This is a genomic window from Anoxybacillus sp. EFIL, assembly GCF_013096955.1.
In the GTDB taxonomy this organism is placed as follows: domain Bacteria; phylum Bacillota; class Bacilli; order Bacillales; family Anoxybacillaceae; genus Anoxybacillus; species Anoxybacillus ayderensis.
In genome coordinates this window covers 382,580-409,573 of the sequence record NZ_SDLH01000002.1, presented here as the reverse complement: position 1 = coordinate 409,573, position 26,994 = coordinate 382,580, and the positions used below count along the sequence as shown (strand labels likewise).

General features: G+C 41.0%; 30 protein-coding genes. 2 read left to right on the top strand and 28 right to left on the bottom strand.

What is annotated here, in order from left to right:
- Nucleotides 1-122: 122 nt before the first annotated feature.
- The 8 genes from cas2 to cas6 are packed head-to-tail and all read right to left on the bottom strand — an operon-like array spanning nucleotide 123 to nucleotide 8,185.
- The gene (cas2, locus tag ES017_RS05125; RefSeq protein ID WP_012574449.1) at nucleotides 123-386 is read right to left on the bottom strand and encodes a CRISPR-associated endonuclease Cas2; all 264 of its coding nucleotides are present in this window, start codon (nucleotides 384-386) and stop codon (nucleotides 123-125) included.
- Nucleotides 387-388: 2 nt separating this feature from the next.
- On the bottom strand, nucleotides 389-1,372 hold the full coding sequence (gene cas1b, locus ES017_RS05120; RefSeq protein WP_042534220.1) for a type I-B CRISPR-associated endonuclease Cas1b: 984 nt from the start codon (nucleotides 1,370-1,372) through the stop codon (nucleotides 389-391).
- A complete protein-coding gene (gene cas4 / locus ES017_RS05115; protein WP_042534218.1) occupies nucleotides 1,373-1,870 on the bottom strand; it encodes a CRISPR-associated protein Cas4 in 498 nt (165 codons plus the stop codon).
- 16 nt (nucleotides 1,871-1,886) lie between these two features.
- Nucleotides 1,887-4,064 (bottom strand): CRISPR-associated helicase/endonuclease Cas3, encoded by a 2,178-nt coding sequence (locus ES017_RS05110; RefSeq protein WP_042534216.1) that lies wholly within the window; start codon nucleotides 4,062-4,064, stop codon nucleotides 1,887-1,889.
- Nucleotides 4,064-4,780: a type I-B CRISPR-associated protein Cas5b gene (gene cas5b, locus ES017_RS05105; protein WP_042534214.1), complete on the bottom strand. Its 717-nt coding sequence runs from the start codon at nucleotides 4,778-4,780 to the stop codon at nucleotides 4,064-4,066. Before cas5b ends, ES017_RS05110 begins: the two co-directional genes overlap by 1 nt.
- 2 nt (nucleotides 4,781-4,782) lie before the next feature.
- The gene (gene cas7i / locus ES017_RS05100) at nucleotides 4,783-5,688 is read right to left on the bottom strand and encodes a type I-B CRISPR-associated protein Cas7/Cst2/DevR (protein WP_042534212.1); all 906 of its coding nucleotides are present in this window, start codon (nucleotides 5,686-5,688) and stop codon (nucleotides 4,783-4,785) included.
- A complete protein-coding gene (cas8a1, locus tag ES017_RS05095) occupies nucleotides 5,685-7,463 on the bottom strand; it encodes a type I-B CRISPR-associated protein Cas8b1/Cst1 (RefSeq protein ID WP_042534210.1) in 1,779 nt (592 codons plus the stop codon). The genes cas7i and cas8a1 overlap by 4 nt, the downstream gene beginning before the upstream one ends.
- The gene (gene cas6 / locus ES017_RS05090) at nucleotides 7,460-8,185 is read right to left on the bottom strand and encodes a CRISPR-associated endoribonuclease Cas6 (protein ID WP_042534208.1); all 726 of its coding nucleotides are present in this window, start codon (nucleotides 8,183-8,185) and stop codon (nucleotides 7,460-7,462) included. The genes cas8a1 and cas6 overlap by 4 nt, the downstream gene beginning before the upstream one ends.
- A 248-nt stretch (nucleotides 8,186-8,433) precedes the next feature.
- Here cas6 and ES017_RS05085 point away from each other — a divergent pair, with 248 nt between their 5' ends.
- Nucleotides 8,434-9,057, top strand: coding sequence for a thermonuclease family protein (locus tag ES017_RS05085; protein ID WP_042534206.1), 624 nt, complete (start codon nucleotides 8,434-8,436; stop codon nucleotides 9,055-9,057).
- A 507-nt stretch (nucleotides 9,058-9,564) separates the two neighbouring features.
- On the opposite strand, the gene ES017_RS05080 is transcribed toward ES017_RS05085, so the two are convergent.
- From ES017_RS05080 to ES017_RS05060, 5 genes are all read right to left on the bottom strand, one after another.
- Entirely contained in the window at nucleotides 9,565-9,795 is a 231-nt protein-coding gene (locus tag ES017_RS05080; RefSeq protein WP_042534204.1) for a YrhC family protein, read from the bottom strand.
- A 62-nt stretch (nucleotides 9,796-9,857) separates the two neighbouring features.
- Nucleotides 9,858-10,991 (bottom strand): bifunctional cystathionine gamma-lyase/homocysteine desulfhydrase, encoded by a 1,134-nt coding sequence (locus ES017_RS05075; protein WP_171334825.1) that lies wholly within the window; start codon nucleotides 10,989-10,991, stop codon nucleotides 9,858-9,860.
- A 1-nt stretch (nucleotide 10,992) separates the two neighbouring features.
- Nucleotides 10,993-11,916 carry a PLP-dependent cysteine synthase family protein gene (locus ES017_RS05070; RefSeq protein ID WP_042534200.1) on the bottom strand — a complete coding sequence of 308 codons (924 nt, stop codon included), beginning with the start codon at nucleotides 11,914-11,916 and terminating at the stop codon, nucleotides 10,993-10,995.
- Between the two features lie 44 nt (nucleotides 11,917-11,960).
- Complete coding sequence (gene mtnN, locus ES017_RS05065) at nucleotides 11,961-12,659, bottom strand: 5'-methylthioadenosine/S-adenosylhomocysteine nucleosidase (protein WP_042534198.1); 699 nt, start codon at nucleotides 12,657-12,659, stop codon at nucleotides 11,961-11,963.
- Nucleotides 12,660-12,677: 18 nt separating this feature from the next.
- A complete protein-coding gene (locus ES017_RS05060) occupies nucleotides 12,678-13,316 on the bottom strand; it encodes a class I SAM-dependent methyltransferase (RefSeq protein WP_021093759.1) in 639 nt (212 codons plus the stop codon).
- A 135-nt stretch (nucleotides 13,317-13,451) separates the two neighbouring features.
- Here ES017_RS05060 and ES017_RS05055 point away from each other — a divergent pair, with 135 nt between their 5' ends.
- Entirely contained in the window at nucleotides 13,452-13,655 is a 204-nt protein-coding gene (locus tag ES017_RS05055; protein ID WP_021093932.1) for a DUF2536 family protein, read from the top strand.
- Between the two features lie 4 nt (nucleotides 13,656-13,659).
- On the opposite strand, the gene ES017_RS05050 is transcribed toward ES017_RS05055, so the two are convergent.
- From ES017_RS05050 to ES017_RS04980, 15 genes are all read right to left on the bottom strand, one after another.
- Complete coding sequence (locus ES017_RS05050; protein WP_021093931.1) at nucleotides 13,660-14,262, bottom strand: YrrS family protein; 603 nt, start codon at nucleotides 14,260-14,262, stop codon at nucleotides 13,660-13,662.
- Nucleotides 14,259-16,007, bottom strand: a complete 1,749-nt coding sequence (locus tag ES017_RS05045) for a peptidoglycan D,D-transpeptidase FtsI family protein (RefSeq protein ID WP_021093930.1) — start codon at nucleotides 16,005-16,007, stop codon at nucleotides 14,259-14,261. The genes ES017_RS05050 and ES017_RS05045 overlap by 4 nt, the downstream gene beginning before the upstream one ends.
- A gap of 47 nt (nucleotides 16,008-16,054) precedes the next feature.
- A complete protein-coding gene (gene greA, locus ES017_RS05040; protein ID WP_009361671.1) occupies nucleotides 16,055-16,531 on the bottom strand; it encodes a transcription elongation factor GreA in 477 nt (158 codons plus the stop codon).
- 93 nt (nucleotides 16,532-16,624) lie between these two features.
- Nucleotides 16,625-17,260, bottom strand: a complete 636-nt coding sequence (gene udk / locus ES017_RS05035) for a uridine kinase (protein ID WP_006320548.1) — start codon at nucleotides 17,258-17,260, stop codon at nucleotides 16,625-16,627.
- A gap of 1 nt (nucleotide 17,261) precedes the next feature.
- Nucleotides 17,262-18,515 carry a peptidase U32 family protein gene (locus tag ES017_RS05030; RefSeq protein ID WP_021093929.1) on the bottom strand — a complete coding sequence of 418 codons (1,254 nt, stop codon included), beginning with the start codon at nucleotides 18,513-18,515 and terminating at the stop codon, nucleotides 17,262-17,264.
- Nucleotides 18,516-18,534: 19 nt separating this feature from the next.
- On the bottom strand, nucleotides 18,535-19,464 hold the full coding sequence (locus ES017_RS05025; protein ID WP_021093928.1) for a peptidase U32 family protein: 930 nt from the start codon (nucleotides 19,462-19,464) through the stop codon (nucleotides 18,535-18,537).
- Between the two features lies 1 nt (nucleotide 19,465).
- Nucleotides 19,466-20,113: an O-methyltransferase gene (locus ES017_RS05020; protein ID WP_021093927.1), complete on the bottom strand. Its 648-nt coding sequence runs from the start codon at nucleotides 20,111-20,113 to the stop codon at nucleotides 19,466-19,468.
- 109 nt (nucleotides 20,114-20,222) lie between these two features.
- The gene (gene mltG / locus ES017_RS05015) at nucleotides 20,223-21,305 is read right to left on the bottom strand and encodes an endolytic transglycosylase MltG (protein WP_021093926.1); all 1,083 of its coding nucleotides are present in this window, start codon (nucleotides 21,303-21,305) and stop codon (nucleotides 20,223-20,225) included.
- 89 nt (nucleotides 21,306-21,394) lie between these two features.
- Nucleotides 21,395-21,739, bottom strand: coding sequence for a DUF1292 domain-containing protein (locus tag ES017_RS05010; RefSeq protein WP_042534194.1), 345 nt, complete (start codon nucleotides 21,737-21,739; stop codon nucleotides 21,395-21,397).
- A 5-nt stretch (nucleotides 21,740-21,744) separates the two neighbouring features.
- The gene (ruvX, locus tag ES017_RS05005; RefSeq protein ID WP_021093924.1) at nucleotides 21,745-22,167 is read right to left on the bottom strand and encodes a Holliday junction resolvase RuvX; all 423 of its coding nucleotides are present in this window, start codon (nucleotides 22,165-22,167) and stop codon (nucleotides 21,745-21,747) included.
- A 4-nt stretch (nucleotides 22,168-22,171) separates the two neighbouring features.
- Entirely contained in the window at nucleotides 22,172-22,438 is a 267-nt protein-coding gene (locus ES017_RS05000) for an IreB family regulatory phosphoprotein (RefSeq protein ID WP_026011524.1), read from the bottom strand.
- 81 nt (nucleotides 22,439-22,519) lie between these two features.
- Nucleotides 22,520-25,153 (bottom strand): alanine--tRNA ligase, encoded by a 2,634-nt coding sequence (alaS, locus tag ES017_RS04995; protein WP_021093922.1) that lies wholly within the window; start codon nucleotides 25,151-25,153, stop codon nucleotides 22,520-22,522.
- Nucleotides 25,154-25,460: 307 nt separating this feature from the next.
- The gene (locus ES017_RS04990; RefSeq protein ID WP_084220257.1) at nucleotides 25,461-26,525 is read right to left on the bottom strand and encodes an AI-2E family transporter; all 1,065 of its coding nucleotides are present in this window, start codon (nucleotides 26,523-26,525) and stop codon (nucleotides 25,461-25,463) included.
- An 88-nt stretch (nucleotides 26,526-26,613) separates the two neighbouring features.
- Nucleotides 26,614-26,754, bottom strand: coding sequence for a YrzQ family protein (locus ES017_RS04985; protein WP_080730253.1), 141 nt, complete (start codon nucleotides 26,752-26,754; stop codon nucleotides 26,614-26,616).
- 10 nt (nucleotides 26,755-26,764) lie between these two features.
- Nucleotides 26,765-26,956, bottom strand: coding sequence for a hypothetical protein (locus ES017_RS04980; protein ID WP_021093919.1), 192 nt, complete (start codon nucleotides 26,954-26,956; stop codon nucleotides 26,765-26,767).
- Between the last annotated feature and the right edge of the window lie 38 nt (nucleotides 26,957-26,994).

Genomic DNA, 26,994 nt, shown 5'->3' with positions numbered 1-26,994 from the left:
AAGTTTCTACTTTTTGCAGTGAAGCGTCAGTCGTGTTTTTTCTTATCCTAAAACTACCGCATTTCTTGTTGATATATCAAGCATTTTTTCCGTTTTTTCAAATTAGAGGTTCACTGCAAATGTTAAAGAAAAAGTTCATCAAAGTTTTTCTCCTGTCCAAATACTTGCTTCTTGATGTTCTTCGGATTAGCCACTTCGTAAATATAAATGGAATCCTCATCTTCATCGATAATTTGATCGATTTCGTTTAAGCATTTCATTAACAAACTTTTAGTAATTTCCCCCTCGAACACAGAGTTCTGTGTCCATGTTAAGTACTCTCTTAACTTTTTACACACTTTATTTACGCGCTTTTCCCCAACATCGTACGTAATAATTACAAACATAACTACCACCATGCTTTCAATGGTTTATAAGGCTCATCGCCAATGAAATGTTTAATGAGTTTGTAACATTCCAGACGAATAAAATACCGATAACTTACTTTTCTCTTCAGTTTCCGATGTTGTACCGTTGTTGATAGCTTCTCATCCCACTCTTTAATAAAACGCTTTTTTCCTTCCTCACTTAGCAACACCATTCCATCGAGGAAATCGAAATGCTTCTGGGTGATGATGCGATTATTAATGCACGAAATAATCACAACGTCAACAAGTAGTGGCTTGAAAATCTCCGCTAAATCTAGACATAAAGAAAATCTCTTCGTTGATGGCTCATGCAAAAAGCTAATAGTCGGATCTAATTGTGTTTTATAAATTTCCGACAAAACCACCGTATAACAAAGCGAATTGCCAAACGAAATAAGGGCATTCAATGGATCTTGGGGTGGCTGTTTCGTTCGTTTTTCAAAGATAAAATCTTGCTTCAAAATTGCATTAAATGACTGATAATAATGTTGGCGAATGCGTCCCTCTAACCCCATTAGCTCTTGAATTGTCGTAGCACTATCCATCTTTTTCGCTTCTTCTTCGATGTCTTTTACATATTGCTCCGTTTTTTCTTTGTATCGTCGAATATTCCGTAGCATATGATGCACGGCACTTTGCAAAAACAACCTCGCCATATGTAGTCGTTTCTCGTGATCGAGATAATGGGCACTTTGTTGTACCACAGTAAATCCTGAAACTTTTTTATTTCGCGGACAAAACGTTCCTGCATAAAAACCATAGTAATTAAATACATGAAGATGAACATCATGCTGGCTCAATAGGTTCAATAACGACGAGTTTAAATCTACTTCTCCAAATACATATAAATTATCCGTTTGATGAACAGGAAGGCTCTTTTTATTTTCTTGTTCATCCAAAAAGTATAGCGTATTATCTTTTCTTTTCAATCTGCCGTTAGAAAAAATATAGTGATCTCGTAACATTTAATCATCACCTTCTAGCGCAAAACAAAATTCATAATATGCGCATTTTGTACAGTAAGGAAGTTTTTTTAACCGTGGTGGAAAAGGAGATTGTAAAATGACATAAATCTCCTTTATCGCCTTTTCAATCACACTCTCATCTTTTTCTGTCAGTTCTACCTCTTCTGTTTTCCGCTCCTTCGTATAGCTAATCAATCCCTTCTTCGTAATGCCCCGTTTCTTTAGCTCATATAAGTAATACAACATTTGAAATCGATCGGCTTCTGACATTTTGCTAGAGATCTTAATTTCGCGAACATACTCCTTATCTAAAGCATCTAACTTGAATGTATCATCAACCAAAATTTCCCTATCTTCCAAACGTGGATAAGCCCGCTCGTGTAAAATCTTTCCCTCAATGACACGTTCATGTTCATTTTCCATCGCAATTCCTTTTGAAAACAACCATAGTTTCCGCTTACACACTTTGTAATACTGCATTTGCACACCACTAACCATGAATATAAACTCCCTCTTAATGTTGATTGGATGAAGGTTTGTCCAATAAAATGCCTTTTCCTTTCAACTGTTCACGATTAAAGTCATATTGAACATAGGCAATATATATGTGGTCAAATGGCTTTGGCAACCGCTCCGACACATATTTTTCCGCTACATATCGCTGGACGCTAACTGTTTTCTTTTCAATTTCCATTCGTAATTTCAACCGCTTTCTCCATTCTCTTTCTTTTTTATATTGCTCGAATAGATGCTCAATTTGATCATACATTTGCCGCGTAATAACTTGGATGTTTTGAATATCACGCAGTTTTTGTTGCGCCTCACGTTTATCCATTCCGTATGGATCGAGATTGTCAAACATATATAAGGCATCTTCAAACTCTTTCAAAAATGATGTGCCCTTTAATTGTTTTCGATCATATAGCTGCTTTACCATTTCTACCTTGGCACGTTCGTCAACAATTTGGTAATCGTATTGCTCTAACAGCCGAATGCTCTCATTTACAAGATGTTCGTTATATACTCTTGGAATGCCAGAGATCTTTTCAGTAAAAATGTGAATATTGCAATGGTCATGGTCTAGTGCTCTTTTACGGTAACAACGTCCGAAACGTTGAAACAAGCTATCTAACGTTGACATTTCGGTAAACAAATAATCAAAATCAATGTCAATACTCGCCTCGACGAGTTGCGTCGTAATCCAAATTCCTCGTTCATTTTTTTCGTTAAATTGTTTAATGCGCTTTTCCAACAACTGACGATCTTCTTGTGTGAATTGCGAATGGAGTAAGTAGATAGGGACTTGTGTATCACAGTCTAAAAATTTATCATAAAGACTCATTGCCTTACGAACAGTATTGACAATGACAAGCACTTGTGACGTTTCGCCCAGTTCTAACATTTCTCCGATTGTTTCCTCAATCCCCTCCGCACGCATGCGAATACGGTGACGGTGTACGCTTGTATCGATGAACTCCCCAACTACAATCTGGTCGTTGTCAATCACATTTCGCTGTTTTAGCTCATCCAAATATAAAGTTGGAAGTGTGGCAGTCATAATCATAAATTTCCCACCTACACGATGGATCATTTCTAATGCTTTGATTAACATCGCTGCAATTCTCGGCTCATATGCTTGTATCTCGTCGATTACTATTTTTGCATTCGCCATCGCTGCTAGTTCCTTTTCAAAACCTTTATAATAAAACGGGAACTTTAAAATTTGATCAATGGTTGTAAGCAATAACTTCTTCGCATAATGTTCAGACTGCTGTTTTAATTCTTCCCAATTTTCCTCCTTGTCTACTAAATAATGCACGCTCGTGGAGTGTAACAACCCAACCGCGTCATAGCCCATTTTTTCTTTTATTCTGTCGTATATCGCATTAATGCTCACTCGAAGTGGCAATGTAAAAAATGCTTTATCATCTCGAATCCATAAAAGGGCTGCTTCCGTTTTACCCATTCCCGTTTGTGCGATCGCGATCACATGCTTATCATGATGTTGTTCAGCAAATTGTTGCAAATCGTTTTTATAAAATCCTTGTTTTTGCATATATTCATTTACATTTATGTAAATTGATTTTTCTACATCTCTTTCGACATCCATATGAGCAGATGCCGCATGGTCTAAACGATGTAGCAATCCTTTAATCATGACATATTTCCAAAACTCTTCTCCGTCATGATACGTATATCGCTTTAACAATCGATCAACGAATCGATATGAAAATTTTTCTGTCATAGGTAATCCCATATGTTCACTTAGTTGTGGTAACTGTTGCTTTATATCGTTTTCTAAAATATGACGAATCATTTCTTTTTCTGGAAATTGCTCACGCTCATGGTGATAACCGACTGCGTGAATAAGCAGTCGCTCTTCTTCTTTCGTGAAGTCTAGCTGTTTTAGCGGGATACATCCTACTGATAAATAATTGTGAGGCACATTTGTTTCTACATCTGTTTCTAACACGGATTCATGAATTACTTGACGAATTTTGTTTTGAAATACCGTATTTGCTTTGCCAACATCATGATATTGCACAGCTATTTCTAACAGCTTCCACATTCGCTCGTCCATTAACATGAATTTGTAACCGTAAGCATTTTTTAACAAGTTTAAATTATGAAGGAGACGATCCGTATGTTCACGAATCGTCTCTTTTCCCTCCGATTTTGCATAAAAAGTCATCATTGCCCCTCCTGCAGATGATAAAAAACTAGTTCCCCATCTTCATCAATCCATACTCCCTCTGGAGCCTCAATTCCTTTTTGAACATAACCAACATGAATTTTTTCCCACTGCCGAATTCCATTAACAATTTCATATTTCCAATTCAGCTGATAAGGAATACTTTTTGTTTCTGGATCAAGAAGATGTCTTGGAATATAAGCATCTCGCTGCAAAGTCTCCCCTTCTTCTTCAAGCTCTTGGACTTCTACGAGCTTATATTCATCAATCCGAACTAAATCTTCCCACCGCCCAAGGCTATAATGAGTGGTACTATGCTCGATAGCATGAATGATTTGTTCTAAGATGTGTTGCTCTGCTTCGACATGGATTAATAAATGGACGTTGTGCAACAAATGCGTGTACATTGGCATCGTTGTGATTTCGTTTTTATCGTAGGAAAATTCCATTCGTGCTAACCCATCTAGTACAAGCGGAAAGCTTGATAGTTCTTTCTTTTTGAAAAAATAATATCGCTGATAATCAAGCAACTTCGCTTCATACGTCCCTTGTACACTTAGACGCATCGGAATGAATTGGTTTGCATCAAGCAAAGCGTGAATCATTCCTTTTACGGTTGAATATGGCGGAAGCGGATACGTTTCCGCCACTTTGGAAGCAAACGGCTTTTTGTAGCACGCTGTTTCTTGAAATAACTTTAATCGTAATGCCTTCATATTTAAACACCGTAATACGCTTGAATTTGTTTTGAAACATATTGGAAAAACAGCTCGACAGGCATCACTTGCTCGTTGAATACATCGTACAACTCTCCTTCATTTGCAAAAACACCGCTCAATATACCGATGCGTGTATCCTTGCCGATCGCTTCTCCAGCAAATGTTTGTTCCATCGTTTCTTTAATTGGCTTCGTTTGAATGGCCCATCCGTTCCCTGTTACACTTAGTTGCATGCGCCCGAGGAAAAACGGATTGGCGACATTGTACATTCCACCGATGACAAAAAGAGGAGATAAATTTTCTTGTCGTCCGCGAATGTTACGGTTTAGCACTTTTAACACTTCAAGCAACTGAAGGACACGGTTCGCTTTTTCTTCGCTTGGAAGTTCAATCTCCCCATCTACACCGACATGGTTTAAATCGATGGTAATCGTATATGTGTAAAAACTATGATGTTGTTCAATATTGGCCAAGTTAGCATCTTGTCCAATGCGACTTGCGAGCCCCATGTTGTTTAAAAATTCCAAGTCACTTTTGTATGGCTCAAGCGAAATCGCATGGCTTAGACGAACAACAGCAGGACGTTTTTCTCCTCCTTCACCTTTTTTTGTTTTTAAATATCCAAATAAATCCATCTCTACTGAATCTCTAATTGAAATATCTTTTTTGAATTGAACGACGCTTTTTCCCCCATCGCTCGCCTTTGTAACAGTATCTAAATTCCACCCAAACAGTTCGTTCCCGAGCCGAACAATATCGTAACGGATACTTTGTCGCGATGCGTACGTATATACTTCGCCATCGCCGCGATGAAATTTTTTCAACTCTGAAATATTAGCAATACCTTCTCCATAGTTTAATGAGTTTGCTTGAAAAATCGCGGTCATCGTTAACGCTTTTTTCATGCTTGAACTTCCTCCTGTTCTTCTTTATATTGATTTGCTAGTAATCCAGCAATAAACGCATTCGCCACTGTCGCAAAATCTAAATCCCGTTCATGTAGCGCATTTAAGAAAATGGGAGAAATCGGGCGATCCGCCGACATGTAAATACGCAAAAGCGTATCCATAAAACTTTTTCGATTTCCGGCTTTTGCAGCGTTTAATAAACGGTAAGCAATGCTTGTTACTTTTTTCTCCGAACCGCTTGAACGGATGATCGCATCGCGAATTTCTCGCCCTTGCATAAACAATGCGCTTACTTTTTTATCTGTCGTGGCCATATCTCTCACTCCTTTTTTAAACTGCAAAATTCGATTCCGCTCCCGCACAGCAATGTACGGGCCGTTCGTACTTCTTTCATTTTTGATGCAATCGCGCAAATAGTGATAGATGACATGAATTGGATCCGCGCCGCGCAATACATATTGCACAAACTGCTCGCGATAGTCGTATGGTTTGATGGAATCAAGCCCGTCAGCATATTGTTTGAAATAATGGGCTAAGTACATAGGAAGGTGGTAATAATGCAAGTGTGTTTTTTTACTGTCGTAGTCCGAAAAGAATTCTAAGAAAAACAAATGATCGACTGTATATTCCGATTCTTTTTTTACACTTTGAACAAGCTGACTAACGATCTTGTTAAAAGGCTCTCTTTTTTTCTTTAACTCCCTAAAATGATTGTTTTTCTGTAAAACCTCCGCAAAAGTGGCGTCCGTCTGAACAAACCCTGCATACAATCGTCGTTCTGTTTGTTCATTTATTCCTTCGTTTTTGTAATAAATGGTCGATCCAATTGGTGCGAATAAAAGCACAAGTTTAGCTAATGAAGACAATGGTCGAGGTTGCTTACTATCAAAATGCCAACTAAAGTTAAACGCTTCATCTTTCGCAACCCCTATCGGAGAAAACACCATTTCTTCGAAGTTGCAAAAAGCAAGACGTTCATTGAAGAGCAGACACTTATTTATTTTTGTCTTGATGTATTCTTGTACTTCTTCTAACGTTTTTTTCTTCCATGCCCGTTTTAATTGTTTAAACGGTTGATAATCACTCTGTTTTTCTAACAAAGAACTTATCGCTTCCATAGAGTGACTATTATTAATGACAGATTCCAAGTATAAATCGTTCACTACAGGAAAAACATATCTATTGTAAAATTCTTCTACGTGACCTTCAAAATCTAAATTATTTTTTGACACATTTAAAAATGAAACTTGCCCAAAAAATAATGGTTTAAGTATAGCATATTTAAAATAATTAAAAGTTAATTTTTCATTGATTTTCGGTTCACTATACACTTGCTTTAAAGTACGTATATGCTCTTCCAGCTGATGTACTTGCTCATATTTCTTTATTTCTTTTATCTGTTTTAATGTATTTTCCAATGTTTCATGAGTGAAATATTTAAGTATTTTAGTTCCTGTATCTGATATAGATTTTTTTAAAGTATTTATATTACTTTTAAATTGTTTTTCATTTGTCACTTGCTCTATGTAAGCATCTAATCTTTCGCATTCCCTTCTAGCAACACTATACTCCTCCAACAAATACAAGAAATATGCCCGTGGCAATTGTGGAAGCACATCGGTATCCAATTCAATTCCCCATGGTTTAACTGTCACGCTATGTTTTTGTTCTTCGCTAATTATTTCGTGTTTTCGTCCGTATTCAAACACACGATATAGCCCGACAAGTCCCATATTAATCATCCATTCCCCCATGTGCAATTCAACCTTCATTCCTTCACCTCCTCCACTTCAAGCATGCCAAATCCTTGATTACGCCGTTTTGATAAACCGAGTTGATAAAGCAATTGTAAATCGGCAGGTTCTCCACTTACCTTAAATAAGCCATGATACGCAGTGAAGTATAAATGCTGTTGTTCCCCATACTTTTCAGTAAATTGATGATTAGATTCTTTTATGACCGTCTTTTTAAATCGAATCGGTCGCACCGTCAACGGTCTATATAATCCCTTCTCACGATATTCATATAAAATCGTATCGGCTAAGTAATTGATATGTTTTTCATAATTTGGATCATCTGGAGCAATGGGAATTTTCTTTTCATCTTCTATTAACAAAGGAGAAAGCGTTCGAAATATGACGGCAGATGATGTAATCTTTTTTTCCTCTCCCATTACTATTTTTCTTCGAATAAATTCGTATCCTTTGTATTCAAACCTTTTTTTACTTTGCAAACCATTATACAAATGAAGCAAAAATTCATAATCAGGTGAACTAACAATAACGCGTAATTCATCTAGCTCAATTTCATCACCTTTTAAACAGAAGTTTTTTAAAAAAGGTGAGAAAACGAAAGGTTTTGTTTTTTGATTCATGTACAACTTTTCGTAATATTCCTCGCTAGATGCCCGTATACTTTCTTTCATGATCGACACAATTGCCATTCGATAATGAAGTGGGAGTTTTTTCACTTGGAATGAACAAATAACTCTCATAAGACACCTCCTTTTGCTTCATTTTATCGAAAAAGAAAAGAAAATGTTGTCGTTTTTTGTCACATAAAAAGAAAATTCAATAAAATTTAACAATTTAAAACATACCATATTCAGTCATTATATTAATAAATTCGAAATCAAAAAACTCGCAAATATCCATCTATCTTCTACACTTTCTTGACATAATATTTAAATATACAAATAATAGGGAAGGGAGCAAAAACATAAGGACTTGGGAGGGATCGATATTGTTAAGGGTTCTATTATCGCTTGTTACAGCTTTCACTCTTTTCTTTACTTCTTCTGTATATGCTCATCCTGGGAAAACAGATGCAAACGGGGGGCATACTTGTCGAACAAATTGCGAAAAATGGGGACTAAAATCTGGAGAATATCATTATCACGATAAAAATGGCAATATCATTCGTCAAACAAATAAAACTATTCATCCTCCTGTCGTTCGTGTTAATTCAAAACATGTCGTAAAAGTTATTCGTGTAGTAGATGGCGACACAATCGATGTTCGTTTTTCTAACGGCGCAACATCACGAGTTCGTTTCATTGGCGTTAATACGCCAGAAACTGTTCATCCTCAAAAACCAGTAGAGAAATATGGAAAAGAAGCGTCTAATTATACAAAAAAACGATTAACCAATCAAACGGTTACACTTGAGTTTGATGTAGGAGTGAAAGACAAGTACGGCCGTTTTCTAGCGTATGTTTGGGTCGGAAAAGAGCTGTATAACGAAACGCTTGTCCAAGACGGATATGCACGAGTGATGACAATTCAACCAAACGTCAAATATCAACAACGCTTTATTACAGCTGAACGAAAAGCACGTCAACAAAAGAAAGGGCTATGGCAATCATAACAACATAAAAGCTGTTCCGAAAAACACCTCGGAACAGCTTTTTCAATCCTTATAGGTACGATACAAACTCGACGGTTTTCATTGAACCTTGATGTTGCGGAAATTTTGTTTCAATTCCTCATAGGTACGATACAAACCCCAAAAAGTGTTGATGTATCAACACATGGAAAAGCTATACAATGTCATTATACACACATTTGAAAATTCAGTCAATAGCCTGTATTCCTTGTTACATATGCAAAAATCCCGAAAAAAAACTTGTCGTCGATCCCCTAGGATTTTTGCAAGATTGGAGGTCGACGACGGTTGTGAAGTTTTTCACAACCTTTGTGTAAAAAACAGCCTCCGATTCGGAGACTGTTTTATGCTTCCGCGTTCACTTCCGCAATAATAACAAAGCCAATGACGGCTGTGATGACTAAGCCTGTGATCATCCACATCATCGTGCATTCCCCCTTTGCCCATTTTCTTTTATTTTACACGTTTTTTCTTTGTTCGAAAATGGGTTTATGCGTCTTCTTCTATTTTTCGTGCGTATGCGTGCGAACGGTGAGTGAAAAAGATCGAGGCGAGCATGAGAACGAATACTGTGCCGAGCACAAGTGGACGCTTTTCACCGTCGATTGCGCTTGGGATGAGTGTACCGACATATAAAAACGCACTAAGCGCAAATAAAACGAGACTGTATGCTTTATAGTCACGCGCTTTTCCTAACCAATTTCGCTTTTGTTCATCCAAAATAACCGTCCCCCTTCCTTCTTTCAATGTATCATAGAAAAGAAAAAAGGGGGCGATGTAATTTATGCCAACGCTTGTGCTAAATCTTCTATTAAATCGTCAACATCTTCTAATCCGACAGAAATGCGAATGAGCCCGTCCGTAATGCCCAATTCGTCGCGACGCTCTTTCGGAATAGAGGCGTGCGTCATTTTTGCTGGGAGTGAAATTAAACTTTCTACTGCACCTAAGCTTTCCGCAAGTGTAAAATAACGGACGCGGGTTAATACTTGTTCTGCCTTTTCGCCGCTGCCGACGTCAAATGAAACCATGCCGCCAAAGCCACGCATTTGTTTTTTCGCTACGTCATAGTTTGGATGAGACGGAAGACCTGGGTAGTATACGCGTGTGACAGCTGGATGGTTGATTAAAAATTCAACGATTTTGCGCGTATTTTGTTCGTGTTCTTCCATGCGAATGCCGAGCGTTTTCATGCCGCGCATTAATAGCCATGAATCTTGTGGGCCGAGAATGCCACCTGTTGAGTTTTGAATAAAATGTACATCTTGCGCAAGCTGTTCGTTATTGACGACGACAAGCCCTGCGACGACATCGCTATGTCCGCCTAAATATTTTGTGGCGCTATGAATGACGATGTCTGCGCCAAATGCGATCGGCGTTTGCCAATATGGCGTGCTAAACGTGTTGTCGACAATCATCAATAGTCCATGGCGTTTCGCAATTTCTGATGCACCTTGTAAATCAGTAATTTTTAAAAGCGGATTTGTCGGCGTTTCGATATAAATCGCTTTCGTGTTTGGTTGAATGTGTGCTTCAATATTCGCTAAGTCGCTCGTATCGACAAACGTTGATGCAATGCCCAAGCGGTTTAATACTTTCGTCATGACGCGATATGTGCCACCGTATACGTCGTCCGTTAAAATCACGTGGTCGCCACTATTGAACAACATCATGACTGCGGTAATCGCTGCCATACCTGAACTAAACGCAAAACCTGCATATCCTTCTTCCACATTTTTAATGAGCTCCTCTAACGCATGGCGCGTCGGATTGCCTGTGCGCGAATATTCATATCCTTTATGCACCCCGACTGCCTCTTGTTTATACGTGCTCACTTGATAAATCGGAACGGATACAGCACCTGTATGGGCATCTCCCGCAATGCCGCCATGAATGAGTTTCGTTTTTCTTCTCACGTTACATCCCACCTTCGTAAATGTTTTTACTTAAATATCGTTCGCTACTATCTGGGAAAATGACGACGATGTTCGTTCCTTCTTTCGCTTGTTCCGCCTCTAGCAACGCCGCATGAAACGCTGCCCCAGATGAGCTGCCGACAAGCAATCCTTCTTTTAGGGCAAGTTCTTTGACGCGACGAAATGCATCGTCATCGAGAATTGTATAAATCGCATCAAAATAGCTTTCATCCATATATGGTGGTAAACTTTCCATCCCGATGCCTTCCGTTCGATGCGGGCCCGGTTTTCCGCCGTTTAAAATCGAGCCTTCAGGTTCAACGATGACCGTTTTAATACTTGCATTTTTTTCTTTCAAAAATTTAGCCGTTCCCATAAATGTGCCCCCTGATCCGGCACCGGCGACAAATACGTCAATTCGTCCGTTCAGTTGTTCCCAAATTTCTGGTCCAAGCGTTTTGTAGTACGTGCGTGGGTTCGCTGGATTTTCAAACTGTTGTGGGCAATAAGCGTTCGGAATTTCCGCAGCAAGCTCTTTCGCTTTGCGAATCGCTCCCGCCATCCCTTCGCTCGTTGGGGTGTTAATTACCGTTGCGCCAAGCGCGCGCATCAGTTGTTGTTTTTCGATGCTAAATTTTTCTGGAACGCAAAAAATGACGCGAATATTTTTCCCGATCGCTGCAAGCGCAAGACCAATTCCTGTATTTCCTGCCGTCGGTTCAATAATCGTTCCGCCTTCTTTAAGCTTTCCTGTCGCTAGTGCATCGTTTAGCAGCTCTTGACCGAGACGATCTTTCACGCTTCCACCCGGATTCAAATATTCGAGCTTCGCAAATAAACGTACTCCTTTTGGAAGCGGAAACTGTGTAATTTCAACGATCGGCGTATGACCGATTAATTCATGCACGTTTTTCGCTACTTTCATGTTGTGACCTCCCGAAAGATAAAAAGAAGGAGAGGAAAACTCTCCTATTTGTTTAACTCGTTCACCATTAATTGAACAAGCTCAGATGAATGAAGGGCTGCTTTTTGTAAAAATTGTTCAAACGATACGTTCGACTCTTTGCCAGCGATGTCTGATAATGCACGAATGACGACAAACGGCACGCCAAACTGATGGCATACTTGCGCAATCGCGGCCGCTTCCATTTCCACAGCATATAAATCAGGAAATTGTGTGCGCACAAAATCAACGCGCGCAGGATCGTGCATAAATGAATCGCCTGTCGCAATTAATCCTTTCGCCACTTGGATGTCACGAATGTGCGCTGCGCTCGTTTCAGCCGCTTGTACTAATTGTTCATCTGCCTTATAGCGCGCTGGCATGCCTGGCACTTGACCGTATGCATAGCCGAATGCGGTGACGTCGACATCGTGATGAACAACTTCGGTCGAAATGACGATATCTCCAACGTTTAATGATGGCGCAAAACCGCCAGCTGAACCTGTGTTAATAACGACATCTGGGGCAAAACGTTCAAGTAAAATCGTCGTCGACATCGCTGCATTCACTTTACCGATGCCTGATTTTAATAAAACGACGTCTGCCCCATCTAACGTGCCGCTATAAAAAGAACAATTCGCTACCGTCGTTTCTGTTCGATCGGCAATTTTTTCGCGCAAAATCGCCACTTCTTCTTCCATCGCTCCAATGATTGCTATTTTCATCGTTTCAACCTCTTTCACTTATTGTTTCACAGCCTCCATCAACCAGACGAAACGATTCATTGGCGTAAATGTGACGGTAAAACCGTGCGTTGTAAACATATGCTCAAGAGCAGGAATCGTCGTGTAATATTCCCGTTGTAAATCTTCGGCTAAATCGTCGAATCCTTTTTGTTTCGCTTCTGCAATCATCGCCTCGTGCGCTTCGCGGTCGATAAACGCTGTATCAGCAAACACTATTTTACCACCTTTACGAAGAAGTGCGCTATATTTGCCGATCGCTTCTTCTTTTTCCGTATCTGTTAAATGGTGAAACGCATACGTGCTCACGATCGTATCGATCTGTTCATTCGGCAACAGAAATTGTAAAAAGTCACCGTCCTCAACGGACACATCTCCAAGTTTTTCTTTCGCCAGCTCGCGCATCGGGGCAGACGGCTCGATGCCGTACACTATTTTTTTCGCCTCGATAAGCTTTTTCGTTAAATTTCCTGTGCCAACGCCGAACTCTAGCACGACATCGCCACTTTTTTCAACGACTGTATTTAAAATCGTCTCATATCCGTCAAATACGTCACGATATTGTTCATCGTGTCCGTATACAGACGAATCGTACGACTGCGCCCACGTTTCAAAGATGTCTAAAAATTCACGTCCCATGATGTCACACTCCATAATTATAATAATTCCTATAAGTATAGTATGAATTTAATGTATTGCTGTTCTCAATCTACCATATTTTTTTTAGATGTTCAATGGAAATGTGTTAAACTACGTGTAGAAAGGAGGAAGACGATGATTACGTTTGATCTCATTCAAGATAAAGTGGAGTTTTTTGAAGCGACAGATTTAAAAACATTGGAAAAGAAAATTAATGAACAAATTGAACATAACAAAGCGATTATGCTTGAAGTGCATCATGTGTCGTATGACGTACAGCTGTTAGAAAACGGACAACGTCTATACAGTGCGATGGTGCATTTTAAAGCAAAAAAATAGAGCGTCACGGACGGCGCTCTATTTCTTTTAGTTGTTGCACTTTTGTCGGCTTCCAGCCTTCATTGGTCACCCATTCGATAAACACTTTATAATGTTCTGTTTTATCTTTTTTTGAGACGGTGGCAACGGCGTGGTTCGGACTGCCGCCATTCCCGATAAACCAGACGATCAGATCAGAAGAAGAAATGCCTGTCGCATAACTAATGGCATCGAGCATTTCTTTCCAATCAACAGAGTTTTTATCATATTGTGTCACATGCGGCTCCGATTGGGTTGTACCGATCGGCTGCCATGACGGGTTAACAATTTCGCGAATGACGTTTGAATTTGGATCTTCAACAACCGTTTCTTGTACGTTGTCGTTCGGCTGTTGTTCATTTGTTTCTGTTTCCGTTTCAGATGGTGGCTCATCGTTTGACGGCTCATTTGTTTCCACTTCAACTGGTGCTAATTGCGGAGAAGCGTTCGTTTCCTTGACGGAACGGTCGTTAGCGAACAACCATTTCCATCCGAAAAATAAAATAAGCGCAAACACAATCGCAATGAACGTATTCAATACACGATTCACTTTTCTTTGTTTTGAACGTTTTGCAAAACGGCTGCTCACTCTTGGTACCTTCCTTTCTGTTCCAACTCGTATGTGGCATGAACGATATCGGCAAATATACTGTTCGTGACGGCGGCAGAGGACGTTGTTTCTAATTGTACCACAACGAGCGCATATTTTGGACGGTCAGCTGGAAAATAACCTGCAAACCATTTGTTCACTACGTCATTTTTTCCTGTTTGCGCTGTTCCTGATTTTCCTGCTACAGCGTAAGGCAACGATTGAAACGAACGGCCCGTCCCTTCTGGGTGCGTCACAACAAGTTGTAACAGTTGTTGCAGTTCGTCTACCGTCTCTTTGCGCAATGAATCCATCGTTAATCGCTTCTCATCAAATGCAAAAAACGTCGTTCCGTCTTTATACATCATTTTTTGAACGATGCGCACTTGTTTTGCTTCACCGCCCCGAGCAATCGTTGCCATCATATTCGCGACCGCAAGCGGTGAAACGCGCACATCTTTTTGTCCAATGGACGTTTGCGCGACAGCAAGCGGAATATGTTTATCCCGTTCATCCCCCCAAATGTTCCCTTTTTTCTCTTCATGAAGCGGGCGAAACGATGGAAAGTGATATACATCTCCCTCCCAACCAACGCGCGGCAACAATCCAAGTTTTTGAGCATATGTCTCAAACACATTTTTATCTATCGCAATCAATTGTTTTCCTAGCTCTCCAAACGTCCTGTTGCAACTGATCGCAAAACTATCTTCAAACGTGCGCATTCCTCTCTTTTTTTCTTCTGGCTCACCGTTAATTTTTTGATCACAGTTAAACGTCTGTCCGTGAATGAGTCCATGTTCAAGCGCAGCAGCTGCAACGACGACTTTAAAAACAGATCCCGGCACTTGAGGAAGAAGCGCTTTATTTTCCATCGCTCCATCTTTGTACGGATCTCGTTCATCGATGGCTGGAGCGCTCGCTAAAGCGAGGACGTCATTTGTTTTGACATCAAGTAAAACGACAGCCCCTTTTTGCATGCCATGTTGCGCTACAATTTGTTCAACACGCTGTTGAAGGGTGCGATCAATCGTCGTTTGTACCGTAATCGGATAAAACGGATTCGCCTGCTCCGTATATTTCACATCCATCCCAAACAGCGGCTCACCGCGAGCATCTACGTGATACAATAACTTCGTTTCCCCATCAGGAATTAAAAATTCATCAAACGAACTTTGTAAGCCAGACACGCCTATTTTTGTTTTTTGTGATAATTTGCGGTCGCCATATCGCTCCTTTAGCAACTTTTCGTTTTCTCCAAGTAAGCCGATGACATGTTGCGCATATTTTTGTTTGAGTTCGTACTGTTTGTGAACGGCGATCACACCTGGGATGCACAAATCATTAATCCGTTCCATTTGCCAAGGTTGCAGTTGAATTGGTTGTTGTCCATCGTGCAAAATGATCGGACCTTTCGCCGTTTCAAGCTGCCGTTTTATCGTTTCTTTTCGTATGGAAACAATCGTTGCGATTTGATCAATGGGCCAGTCCATTTTTTTTAAAAAAGGAAATAACACGAGCGTCGGAATGTATTCATATGTGAGCGGCTCGCCGTTTCGTGCGACGAACATGCCGCGTCCGTTATCAATCACAAGCTGTTCCGTCCGCTGTGCAACGCTTGCTTCAATTAAATTCACCCCATGAAACGACTCGGTGCTAACAAGTTGTAGTTGAACGAGTCGCCCTGCGAGCGCAAGTATTCCTAATTGTATCATCGTTAAGATAATGATGATTCGTTTCTTTATCATAAAAAACACCTCGTCTTCATTGTCGACGAGGTGTCACATTTTAAAACCTATTTTACCGCGACGATTTTTACAACCATATCGCCACCAGGCGTATGAACCGTCACTTCTTCGCCAACGCGACGACCGATAAGAGATTTAGCAATTGGGGAGTCGTTTGAAATTTTTCCTTCAAACGGATCCGCTTCTGCACTACCGACGATCGTATACGATTCTTCTTCCCCATCTGGAAGCTCGATAAATGTCACCGTTCTTCCGAGCGATACGACGTCTGTGCTTTCTAAATCTTCTTCGATAATTTTCGCATTGCGAATCATATTTTCAAGCATTTGGATGCGTGATTCAACGAACGCTTGCTCATCTTTTGCTGCATCGTACTCCGAGTTTTCGGATAAATCACCGAAACTGCGCGCGATTTGAATGCGCTCTACCACTTCTTTTCGCTTCACCGTTTTTAAATATTCAAGTTCTTGCTCGAGTTTCTCCTTCCCAGCTTTCGTCATTGGGTATTCTTTTTCCATTGACATGTGACTCACTCCTTTTTATTTATGTATGGAAAATGTACGAACGAGCTGTTCGTACAAAAGACAAAAAGTTTACATATTATCTATGCTATGGTATTACAAAATAGAATTTTGTTCAAGAATCGTTTGAATTTTTGTAACCATTAAATCAATGGCTACGTGATTATGGCCACCTTCTGGAATAATAATGTCGGCATACCGTTTCGTCGGCTCGATAAATTGATTGTGCATCGGACGCACGACGTTTACATATTGTTCAATGACCGATTCAAGCGTGCGGCCACGCTCTTTAATGTCACGCAACAAGCGACGAATAATACGAATGTCCGCATCTGTATCGACGTACACTTTAATATCCATTAAGTTGCGCAATCGTTCATCTTCTAATACAAGAATGCCTTCTAAAATAATGACATCTTTCGGCTCGACGCGAATGACTTCGTTTGAACGTGTATGAAGCGTGTAGTCGTATACAGGCTTATCGATCGGTTCATAATTTAAAAGCTTATGAATATGCTCGATTAATAAATCATTGTCAAAAGCGAGCGGATGATCGTAGTTTGTTTTTAATCGTTCTTCAAACGGTAAATGACTTTGGTCTTTATAATAAAAATCTTGTTCAAGCATTAAGATAGAATGTCCTTGAAAATGTTCATAAATTGCTTTTGTGACGGTCGTTTTCCCCGAACCAGAGCCGCCTGCGACTCCGATCACAACCGGTTTCTTCCTCATGTTAGTGCCCCTTTCTCATCATGTTGTATGGGAAAACTTCTCGATCGACTTTAAAACGAACGATTTGGAGCGGATGGCGAGCAGCGTCAAGCTCGTTTCCTTCTTCATCCCAAATCGTTTCAATAACTTGTGTAAAGTTTTCAATTTCAGGTCCGAAAAATTCTACTTCATCGCCTGGTTTAAAGAAGTTGCGTTGTTGCAACGTCACGATGCCTGTGTCTTTATCATAGTCTAGCACGAGACCGACGAAATCGTACGTCGTCTTTTTACTATGCACCCCAAACATTTGCTCTTTATAGCCAGGAACACCTTCAAAAAAGGCTGGCGCTGTATCACGGTTCGCACATTTATCGAGTTCATCTAACCACTCTTTACGAATGACAAAGTTGTCTGGATCAGCACAGTAGGCGTCAATCACTTTTCGATAGACGCTAACGACAGTAGCGACGTAGTGAATCGACTTCATGCGACCTTCAATTTTTAAACTATCGATGCCGAGTTCAATCATTTTTGGAATGGACTGAATTAAGTTTAAATCTTTCGGGCTCATCGCAAACGGGTCGTCTTGTTCATCAAACAACGCCACCGCTTCATCGCCTTCAAGCTTGTACAAATCGTAATCCCAACGGCACGATTGACAGCAACCACCGCGGTTTGAATCGCGCGCAGTCATATGGTTGCTTAATACGCAACGACCAGAATAGGCGATACACATCGCACCGTGAATAAACGTTTCAATTTCAATATCCACTTTTTCTTTAATTTCACGAATTTCTTCCGCGCTTGTTTCCCGCGCTAAAACAACACGTTCTAGCCCTTCTTCTTTCCAAAATTGCACCGCTTTCCAGTTCGTGAGCGATTGTTGTGTACTTAAGTGCACTTCTAATTTCGGTGCCACGCGGCGTGCTGTTTCAATAATGAGCGGGTCGGCAACGATAATGCCGTGCACGCCAACGCTCTCTAGGCCGCGCAAATATTCTTCTAACCCTGGAATGTTTTCATTATGAGCGTAAATGTTTGTCGTGACGTAAATTTTTGCTCCATATTGCTTTGCAAATTGTACACCTTCTGCCATTTCTTCAAGCGTAAAGTTGTCGGCATTTGAACGAAGGCCGTATTCTTGTCCACCGATAAAAACAGCATCCGCTCCGTAATGCACAGCTACTTTGAGCTTTTCTAAGTTGCCGGCTGGCGCAAGCAACTCAGGTTTTTTTACAATGACGCGCTTGCCGTTGATGATTTGTGATATGCTCATACGTCTCCCTCCTTTTCGTTTAATATACAGTTTCTTTAAAGAAAAAGCCGGTATCTAACGGACGATGTGTTGGTTGAATCGCTTCAATGCGCGCAAACAACTCGCCTTTTTCTTCCTCGTATTGCTCGCGATTTTCTGCGCACAAATCGATCGCACGACGATATAATTTCGTCACTTCTGTAATATACTCTGGCTCATGAAGCACGCCGTCAATTTTAAAGCTATCGATGCCCGCATCGATCATGTCTTCAAGTTCATCGATAATGCAAATGTCATTTGGACTCATAATATGCGTACCGTTTTCATCTTCAAAAATCGGATATTTATTGTCGCGCTCTTTATCGTATAAAAAGAGCCCTTTCGCATATTTCATTTGTTGTACTTCCATAAACTTGCCTTGATATTCAAAATAGTTGCCGATGAGGGACCGCTTCGACTGAAACATGCACGTCATGCCGTGTACTTGCACTTCAATTTCCACTTCTGCATGATTTTTAATATCAATAATTTCTTCCATATTTAACTCTCGCGCTAAGACGGCACGTTTCGCTCCTTTTCGTCCCCAATAGTTGCACGCATACCAGTTTGTCGCTGTCGTTTCTGTGTTCCAATGCAGTTTCATATGCGGTGCGACTTCTCGTACGGTCATTAACACCGCTGGATCGCCAAATACGATGGCATCCACTTGTTGTTCGGATAAAAAGCGAACGTAATCACTTAGTTCATCTACTTTGTCGTTATGAAAAAGCGCGTTCATCGCAACATATACGCGCACCCCGTACTTTCGTGCCACTTGCATGGCATCGATGATATGTTGCCTTGAAAACTCGCCTGCTAAGCGTAAGCCGTACCGTTGTTCACCGATCATTACAGCATTTGCTCCCGCTTGGGCAAGTTGTTCCATATGCGCAACGCTCGTTGGTGTAACAAGCAATTCTGGTTTTTTCATGTTATTCACCTCTTTTTCTCGATATCGCTATTCCATCCCCGATCGGAATGATGACCGTTTCATAGCGCGGATGCGCCATTAGCCATTCGTTATATGCTTGAATTTTTTTAATCAGCTGGCGAATGCGTTTTTGTTCAATCGGTTCATGTGTAGCGACAAGCCCTTTAAACAATACGTTATCTGTTATAATGATTCCCCGCTCGCTTAGTAGCGGCTCGTACAACTCAAAAAAGCGGCGATATTGTCCTTTTGCCGCGTCAATAAATAATACGTCAAAAGGGGCATGCTTTTTCACTTCGTCGCCCATATCAAGCGCATCACCAAACAATAACGTTATTTGCTCTTTTGTATTCGTTTGCTCTACATAAACGAGCGCCTGTTTATAGCGCTCTTCATCGCGTTCGATCGTGACAATGTGTACATGCGGCAACGCTTTTGCCATCCGAATGGCAGAGTAGCCAATGGCCGTGCCAATTTCTAAAATACGCATCGGTTGCACGAGTTTTAACATGTGCAACATCGTTTCGATGCTAAGCGCATCCATAATCGGAACGTTATGTTCACGCGCATATCGTTCCATCGCTACGATCGCTTCTTCTTTTTTTGGTAGTAATCGTTCTACATATTGAATCATTTCCTCATTTACCAACGAACTGTCCTCCTCGCAAAAACAAGAGTTCAAACGAATTGAACTCTTGTTTCATCACGATCCATAACTTTATATATACTACCATAAATCAAAATAAAAAGCGAACGTTTTATTGCTTTCCGATATATTTTGCTTTTTCACGATTATGTTCGTCAAGCGTTTTTGTAAAAATGACATCGCCTGCTGGTGTTGCTAAAAAGTAAAAGTAGTCCGTTTCGGCTGGATGAAGCGCCGCATGAATCGACATTTCTCCCGCATTTGCAATTGGCCCTGGTGGAAGTCCTTTATGCATATACGTGTTGTACGGTGAGTTTACTTCCAAGTCTTTGTAATATACACGTTGTTTATGCTTTCCGAGCGCATATAAAACCGTTGGGTCCGTTTGAAGCGGCATTCCTTTTTCCAATCGATTGTAAAACACACTAGCAATTTTTTCGCGATCCGCTTTTTCCGTCGCTTCTTCTTCAATAAGTGACGCCATCGTTAACAATTGATGAACTGTCATGCCGCGCGCTTCCATATCTTCCGTATATTTTGCCAATATTTCTTCCGTTTTGGCGATCATCGTTTCAATCATTTCTTCAAGTGGCGGTTTTTCTTCCGTAAATGAATAGGTTGCTGGGAATAAATATCCTTCCAACGCATAACGAATGTTTTTATTTAAAATATCCGCTGTTAAAACAGAAGGATATTTTTTCATTAACTCTTCAATGTACGTGCGATTTGTTAATTTCGCCATAATGTCTTCTGTAGAATAGCCCGTCTTTTGTGACATAATCGTCGCAATTTGCGTCAACTGTTTTCCTTCTGGAATCGTTATTTTTAATTTCGCTTCTTTGACGATTTTTCCTGTTTTTAGCTGTTTTACAATTTGTTCAAATGTCATTGCTTTTGTAAACGTATAATTGCCAGCTTGAAAGTCCGCATGGTTTTTAAATTTTACGTAATAGCGAAAAATCGTTGCATCTTTTACGACACCGTTTTTTTCTAATATATTTGCGATTGTATACACCGATGAACCGATCGGAATTTCCACTTGAATCGGTGTTTTGTCGTTCGGATCAACCGGTTGCAAAGCGGAACGAATGTATACAAATAAACCAATGCATGCAGCAACCATGAACAATAACAAAGGTGCAGTAATATATAAAACAATTTTTCGCACCGTTTTCGCTTCGTGTTCTTGTAACATAAGCTATCCTCCCCTCACTTCTGACATTATACTACAAACCACGACATGACATAAATAAAAAAGAAGCTGACGCACAGTCAGCCCCTTTTTTATCTTCTTCCTCTTCTCTGTTCTTCACTGAGGAATGAGCCTTCTTCCTCTTCTTCCTCGTCTTCTTCCTCTTCACCGAGGAATGTGTTTAACATTTCTTCGATCATTTCCCATTCTTCTTCTGTTTCGATCGGCTGCAATTCTCCGGCTTGCCCATCTTCTCCTGGGATAAAGGAAGATGCGTGAATTTCGATTTCTTCGTTGTCATCTTCTTCTGCACCAATTGGGTAGTACAAAACATAAGATTTTCCAAATTCCTCAGATTCAAACGTAAATAATACTTCACAAAGTTGCTCGTTGCCGTTGTCATCAACGACTGTAATGTGTTTTTCACCGTGTTCCATCATGTTCACCTCAATTGTTTATGGTCCAAATACGATTGTAAAATCATCACTGCGGCCATTTTGTCGATCACTTTCTTTCGCTTTTTTCGACTGACGTCCGCAGCGATCAACATGCGCTCTGCCGCCATGGTAGACAACCTTTCGTCCCACAAGACGACAGGAAGTGAAAACGTTTGTTTCACTTGTTCTGCAAAGCGTTTTGTCGCTTCACCGCGCGGTCCGATCGTGCCGTTCATGTTTTTCGGAAACCCGACGACGATTTCTTCGACCGCATATTGCTCGATCAGTTGCCGCAAACGGTCAAAACCATATTCGCCATGTTCTTCATCGATACGAATCGTCTCGATGCCTTGAGCCGTCCATCCTAATTCGTCGCTTACAGCAACGCCGAGCGTTTTCGTTCCAACGTCTAATCCTAAAATACGCATATGGCTATTCCTCGCGATGTGTTCGTAAATAGAATTTCACTAATTCTTCAATTAATTCGTCACGATCAACTTTTCGAATTAAGTTTCTGGCATCTTTATGGCGAGGGATGTAAGCTGGATCACCAGACAATAAGTAGCCGACAATTTGGTTAATCGGGTTATATCCTTTTTCTTGCAACGCGTCGTATACAGTAAGCAATACTTCTCGAACATCGACGTTCATCGGCTCTTCCGAGAAGTTAAATTGCATTGTATTATCAAACGAACTCATCGTTTTTGCACCCCACTCTCACGTTCCGAGAAATCTGGCATATCCATCCTTACATCCATTGTACACGATTTCCACCGTTTATTAAACAGATTTTACCCACTGCTCGACAAATTTCAATGCTTCGTCTACTTTATTCGCATCTTTTCCGCCTGCTTGTGCCATATCTGCTCGGCCGCCACCGCCACCGCCGCAACGCGTCGCCACTTCTTTAATGAGTTTTCCAGCGTGATAACCGCGGTCGATTAAGTCGTTTGTGACACCGACAATTAAGTTTACTTTATTTTGTTGTACAGAAGCAAGCACAATGATTGCTGATCCTAATTTTTGTTTTAAATCGTCGACCATTGCACGTAAGCTGTTCATATCAGCGTTATTTACTTTGCTTACAACAAGTTGAACGCCGTTGATTTCTTTCGTTTGGTTGACTAAGTTTTCTGCTTCCATATGGCTTAAACGGGCAGCAAGCGATTCGTTTTCACGTTGCAATTCACGCATGTCATTCATAAGCGTATCGATGCGCGTGAGCACATCTTTCGGGTTCGTTTTTAATTTTTCCGCTACTTCTTTTAACAATGCAATTTGATCGTTCATTAAACGATACGCTGCTTTTCCTGTGACCGCTTCAATGCGGCGTGTGCCTGCGCCAATACCTGATTCAGAAACGATTTTAAACAAGCCGATTTCCGCCGTATTTGTGACATGGCAACCACCACAAAGCTCTAAGCTATAGTCGCCTACTTGCACAACGCGCACGATGTCACCATACTTTTCGCCAAACAGCGCCATCGCTCCCATCGCTTTCGCTTCATCAAGCGGCTTATAGTCGATGTTTACAGGAAGATTTCTCCAAATTTGTTCGTTGACGATCGCCTCAATTTGTTCAAGTTCTTCTTGTTTCACTTGACCGAAATGAGTGAAGTCAAAGCGTAAACGATCAGGCGCAACAAGCGAGCCTGCTTGGTTTACATGCACGCCAAGCACATCTTTTAACGCTTGATGTAACAAATGCGTCGCTGTATGGTTTTTCACGATATCGACGCGCGCTGCTTCATCGACATGTGCTGTATATGTGCCGTTTGTTTGAATGACACCGTGTTCGACAACGATATGATGTAAATGTTGACCGTTTGGCGCTTTTTGTACGTCTTTGACGTACGCTTTTCCTGTTTCTCCTTCGATCCAGCCACGGTCGGCAATTTGTCCACCGCTTTCTGCATAAAACGGCGTTTCACGTAAAATGACTTGTGCTTCTTCCCCTGCGCGTACTTCATTGACAAGTTGACCGTCTTTGACGATCACTTCCACGACAGAGGAAACAGAAAGTTGTTCGTAGCCGACAAACGTGCTTTCCACTTTAATGTCACCTAATACGCCGCCTTGAACTTGCATCGAATCAACATCTTGACGCGCAGCACGTGCTCGCTCACGTTGTCGCTCCATTTCACGTTCAAAACCGTCGTGATCCACTTTCATTCCTTCTTCCGCCGCATACTCTTCCGTTAATTCAACCGGGAAGCCGTATGTATCGTACAAACGGAATACATCTTCACCGCTAATCATGTCACTACCACGTTGTTTTTCTTTTTCAATGACGCTCGCTAAAATCGCAAGACCTTCATTTAATGTTTCATGGAAGCGCTCTTCTTCGTTTTTAATTACTTTTTGAATAAATTGTGCTTTTTCTTTCACTTCCGGATAATAGTCGACCATAATTTCGCCGACAACCGGAACGAGCTCATACATAAATGGACGTTGAATGTTTAATTGTTTTGCATAGCGAACCGCACGGCGCAATAAGCGACGTAAGACGTAGCCGCGTCCTTCGTTTGATGGAAGCGCTCCGTCGCCAATGGCAAACGTGACCGTACGAATATGGTCGGCAATAACTTTAAATGCGACATCTTTTTCTGCATCGGTGCGATATGTTTCACCTGAAATTTGTTCCGTCGCTCGAATGATCGGCATAAATAAGTCGGTATCAAAGTTTGTTGGCACGTCTTGTAAAATCGAGCACATCCGCTCTAATCCCATCCCTGTATCAATGTTTTTCTTCGGAAGCGGCGTATACGTGCCGTCAGGGTTATGGTTAAATTGAGAAAAGACAAGGTTCCATACTTCTAAATAACGTTCGTTTTCTCCGCCAGGATATAATTCGGGATCGTTCGGATCGTTACCAAATTGTTCCCCGCGATCGTAGAAAATTTCTGTATTTGGGCCGCTCGGACCTTCCCCGATATCCCAGAAGTTTCCTTCTAAACGAATAATTCGTTCTTCTGGCAAACCAATTTCGTTATGCCAAATGTCAAACGCTTCTTCATCTTCTGGGTGAATCGTCACAGAAAGACGGTTCGGGTCAAAGCCGATCCATTTTTCGCTCGTTAAAAACTCCCATGCCCAGTGAATGGCTTCTCGTTTAAAATAATCACCGATTGAAAAGTTTCCGAGCATTTCAAAAAACGTATGATGGCGCGCCGTTTTTCCGACGTTTTCAATATCGTTTGTACGAATCGACTTTTGCGCGTTACAAATGCGCGGATTGTCCGGAATGACACGGCCATCAAAATATTTTTTTAACGTTGCAACACCGCTGTTAATCCATAACAATGACGGGTCGTCAATTGGAATAAGCGATGCGCTCGGCTCAACGGCGTGACCTTTTTCTTTAAAAAAGTCTAAAAACATTTGACGTACTTGAGCAGATGTTAGCTTTTTCACGTTTCCTTCCTCCCTTAAAAATATAAAAAACTCCCATCCCTGCTCAGGGACGAGAGCTTGCTCGCGGTACCACCCTGTTTATGGACAAAACGTCCATCACCTCAACCGCCGTAACGTGGCTTCGTCGGCAGGGTTTGCCTGCACTCCGGATTAGCGTTCTGTTACCCTTCATCTGGAATTTCTTTCAGCCGCGGAAATTCCTCTCTGTGCGCCGAAAGCGCTTTAAGATGGACTGTAACATACTCGATCCTTCATCGTTTTTTATGTATTACTCTTGTGAAAATTATAGACAAGCCCCTTTTTTTTGTCAATGCACCGTTGTTTTCAACGCACGAATGTGCATAAATGTCTCCTTTACGATCGCAACAATTGGAACCGCGACAATTAAACCGAGCACTCCACCTATTTCCCCACCGACAAATAACGAAAACATAATGATGAGCGGATGTAAATGTAAACTTTTCCCTACGATCAAAGGGGATAAAATGTTCCCTTCAATAAATTGCAATAAAAAGACGATGCCAACGGTCAAAAACAACATATTTACTGAAACGGTAGCGGCGATAATGGCGGCTGGAATCGCGCCAATAATCGGCCCGAAATAAGGAATAACATTTGTTGCGCCGACGATGATGCCGAGCAACAGCGGATATTTCATGCCGATGAGCCAAAACGCAAGTGCGGCGGCTGTTCCGATCAATAAGCAAACGAACAATTGTCCACGAATATAGCCACCGAGCGCCCGATCGACATCACGCAAAAATTGAACACCTTCATTTCGCCATTTTTTCGGTGTTAAATCCCACGCGGCTTTTTTCATGAGCTCCACATCTTTTAACATGTAGAAAGCGATAAACGGGATAATAAAAAGAACGATAACCCGATTAATCAACTGTTTCAAGCCAATAATCGTCCCTGTAACCGCCTCGCTAATAAATGACTCGGCTTCCGCTATCATGGCTTCAATTCGTTGATGAACATCATAAGGCCACGTTGCCGTTTGTTCATGAATGACGTTCGTCCATTGTTCATACGTACGAACAAACATCGGCAAACTTTTATTTAAGTCTTCCAACTGAGCGATAAATAACGGTGTCCCTTTATAAACAGCAAAACCGATTCCGCCGAAAAATATGGCGTAAATCAAAAGAATAGCGAACGCCCTCGGCATGCCACGTTGATGAACGTATTCAACGACAGGATGCAGCAAGTATGTAATAAATGCAGCGATAAAAAAAGGGGTCGAAATTTTTATAAATAAGTGCAAAAACGGAAGCCATACAGACTTCAGCTTTACGATAAAATATAAACAAACTAAAACAACTAACAATTTCGTTAAACGAACGAAAAAATGAAGATGTGAATGTTCCAAGATGATCCCTCCTCTTTTCATAGTGTGAGGTCAAAAGAAGGATGTTATACAAAAACCGGCAACCTCAGATGAGATTGCCGGTTTTTCGTTACATAAATGGACGTAACATTTGTTTGCCGACTTTTCGCATGTTGCGCATGTTCATGCCACCGTTTCGTTGCGCTAATTGATACGCGGCTACTCCTGCACCGATCGCAATTAAAGAAGCGATTGTTCGATTCATCGTCATTCTCCTTTCATTACGAAAACAAAGTTCGTTCTTGTTCACTAAACAAATCATCGAGCGAGCTGAGCGTTCCGTCTTCTTCAACTTGGTGCGTATAAATCATTCCTTTTTGAACGGTTAGCTCAATAAAGCAGTTCCAACAATAATACTGATTAACACCGATTTTCCCTAAATCTTTACTTTGACAATTCGGACACTTTAACATAAAAGGACACGCTCCTTTTTATTTTTTCTTCTATCTTT

What these genes read in the sequence shown, in the direction of transcription:
- cas2 (WP_012574449.1), bottom strand. Translation starts at nt 386, where the DNA reads ATGTTTGTAATTATTACGTACGATGTTGGGGAAAAGCGCGTAAATAAA.
- ES017_RS05060 (WP_021093759.1), bottom strand. Translation starts at nt 13,316, where the DNA reads ATGGGACGTGAATTTTTAGACATCTTTGAAACGTGGGCGCAGTCGTAC.
- cas5b (WP_042534214.1), bottom strand. Translation starts at nt 4,780, where the DNA reads ATGAAGGCATTACGATTAAAGTTATTTCAAGAAACAGCGTGCTACAAA.
- ES017_RS05045 (WP_021093930.1), bottom strand. Translation starts at nt 16,007, where the DNA reads ATGATAAAGAAACGAATCATCATTATCTTAACGATGATACAATTAGGA.
- ES017_RS05025 (WP_021093928.1), bottom strand. Translation starts at nt 19,464, where the DNA reads ATGAAAAAACCAGAATTGCTTGTTACACCAACGAGCGTTGCGCATATG.
- ES017_RS05000 (WP_026011524.1), bottom strand. Translation starts at nt 22,438, where the DNA reads ATGAGTTCGTTTGATAATACAATGCAATTTAACTTCTCGGAAGAGCCG.
- mtnN (WP_042534198.1), bottom strand. Translation starts at nt 12,659, where the DNA reads ATGAAAATAGCAATCATTGGAGCGATGGAAGAAGAAGTGGCGATTTTG.
- greA (WP_009361671.1), bottom strand. Translation starts at nt 16,531, where the DNA reads ATGTCAATGGAAAAAGAATACCCAATGACGAAAGCTGGGAAGGAGAAA.
- ES017_RS05010 (WP_042534194.1), bottom strand. Translation starts at nt 21,739, where the DNA reads ATGGAACACGGTGAAAAACACATTACAGTCGTTGATGACAACGGCAAC.
- cas7i (WP_042534212.1), bottom strand. Translation starts at nt 5,688, where the DNA reads ATGAAAAAAGCGTTAACGATGACCGCGATTTTTCAAGCAAACTCATTA.
- cas1b (WP_042534220.1), bottom strand. Translation starts at nt 1,372, where the DNA reads ATGTTACGAGATCACTATATTTTTTCTAACGGCAGATTGAAAAGAAAA.
- ES017_RS05070 (WP_042534200.1), bottom strand. Translation starts at nt 11,916, where the DNA reads ATGAAAGTAGCGAAAAACGTGCATGAATTAATCGGTCATACGCCGATC.
- ruvX (WP_021093924.1), bottom strand. Translation starts at nt 22,167, where the DNA reads ATGCGTATTTTAGGATTAGACGTTGGAACGAAAACGCTCGGCGTTGCT.
- ES017_RS05030 (WP_021093929.1), bottom strand. Translation starts at nt 18,515, where the DNA reads ATGAGCATATCACAAATCATCAACGGCAAGCGCGTCATTGTAAAAAAA.
- ES017_RS04985 (WP_080730253.1), bottom strand. Translation starts at nt 26,754, where the DNA reads ATGACGATGAATCGAACAATCGCTTCTTTAATTGCGATCGGTGCAGGA.
- cas4 (WP_042534218.1), bottom strand. Translation starts at nt 1,870, where the DNA reads ATGGTTAGTGGTGTGCAAATGCAGTATTACAAAGTGTGTAAGCGGAAA.
- cas8a1 (WP_042534210.1), bottom strand. Translation starts at nt 7,463, where the DNA reads ATGAAGGTTGAATTGCACATGGGGGAATGGATGATTAATATGGGACTT.
- ES017_RS05055 (WP_021093932.1), top strand. Translation starts at nt 13,452, where the DNA reads ATGATTACGTTTGATCTCATTCAAGATAAAGTGGAGTTTTTTGAAGCG.
- ES017_RS05110 (WP_042534216.1), bottom strand. Translation starts at nt 4,064, where the DNA reads ATGACTTTTTATGCAAAATCGGAGGGAAAAGAGACGATTCGTGAACAT.
- ES017_RS04980 (WP_021093919.1), bottom strand. Translation starts at nt 26,956, where the DNA reads ATGTTAAAGTGTCCGAATTGTCAAAGTAAAGATTTAGGGAAAATCGGT.
- mltG (WP_021093926.1), bottom strand. Translation starts at nt 21,305, where the DNA reads ATGTTACAAGAACACGAAGCGAAAACGGTGCGAAAAATTGTTTTATAT.
- udk (WP_006320548.1), bottom strand. Translation starts at nt 17,260, where the DNA reads ATGAGGAAGAAACCGGTTGTGATCGGAGTCGCAGGCGGCTCTGGTTCG.
- cas6 (WP_042534208.1), bottom strand. Translation starts at nt 8,185, where the DNA reads ATGAGAGTTATTTGTTCATTCCAAGTGAAAAAACTCCCACTTCATTAT.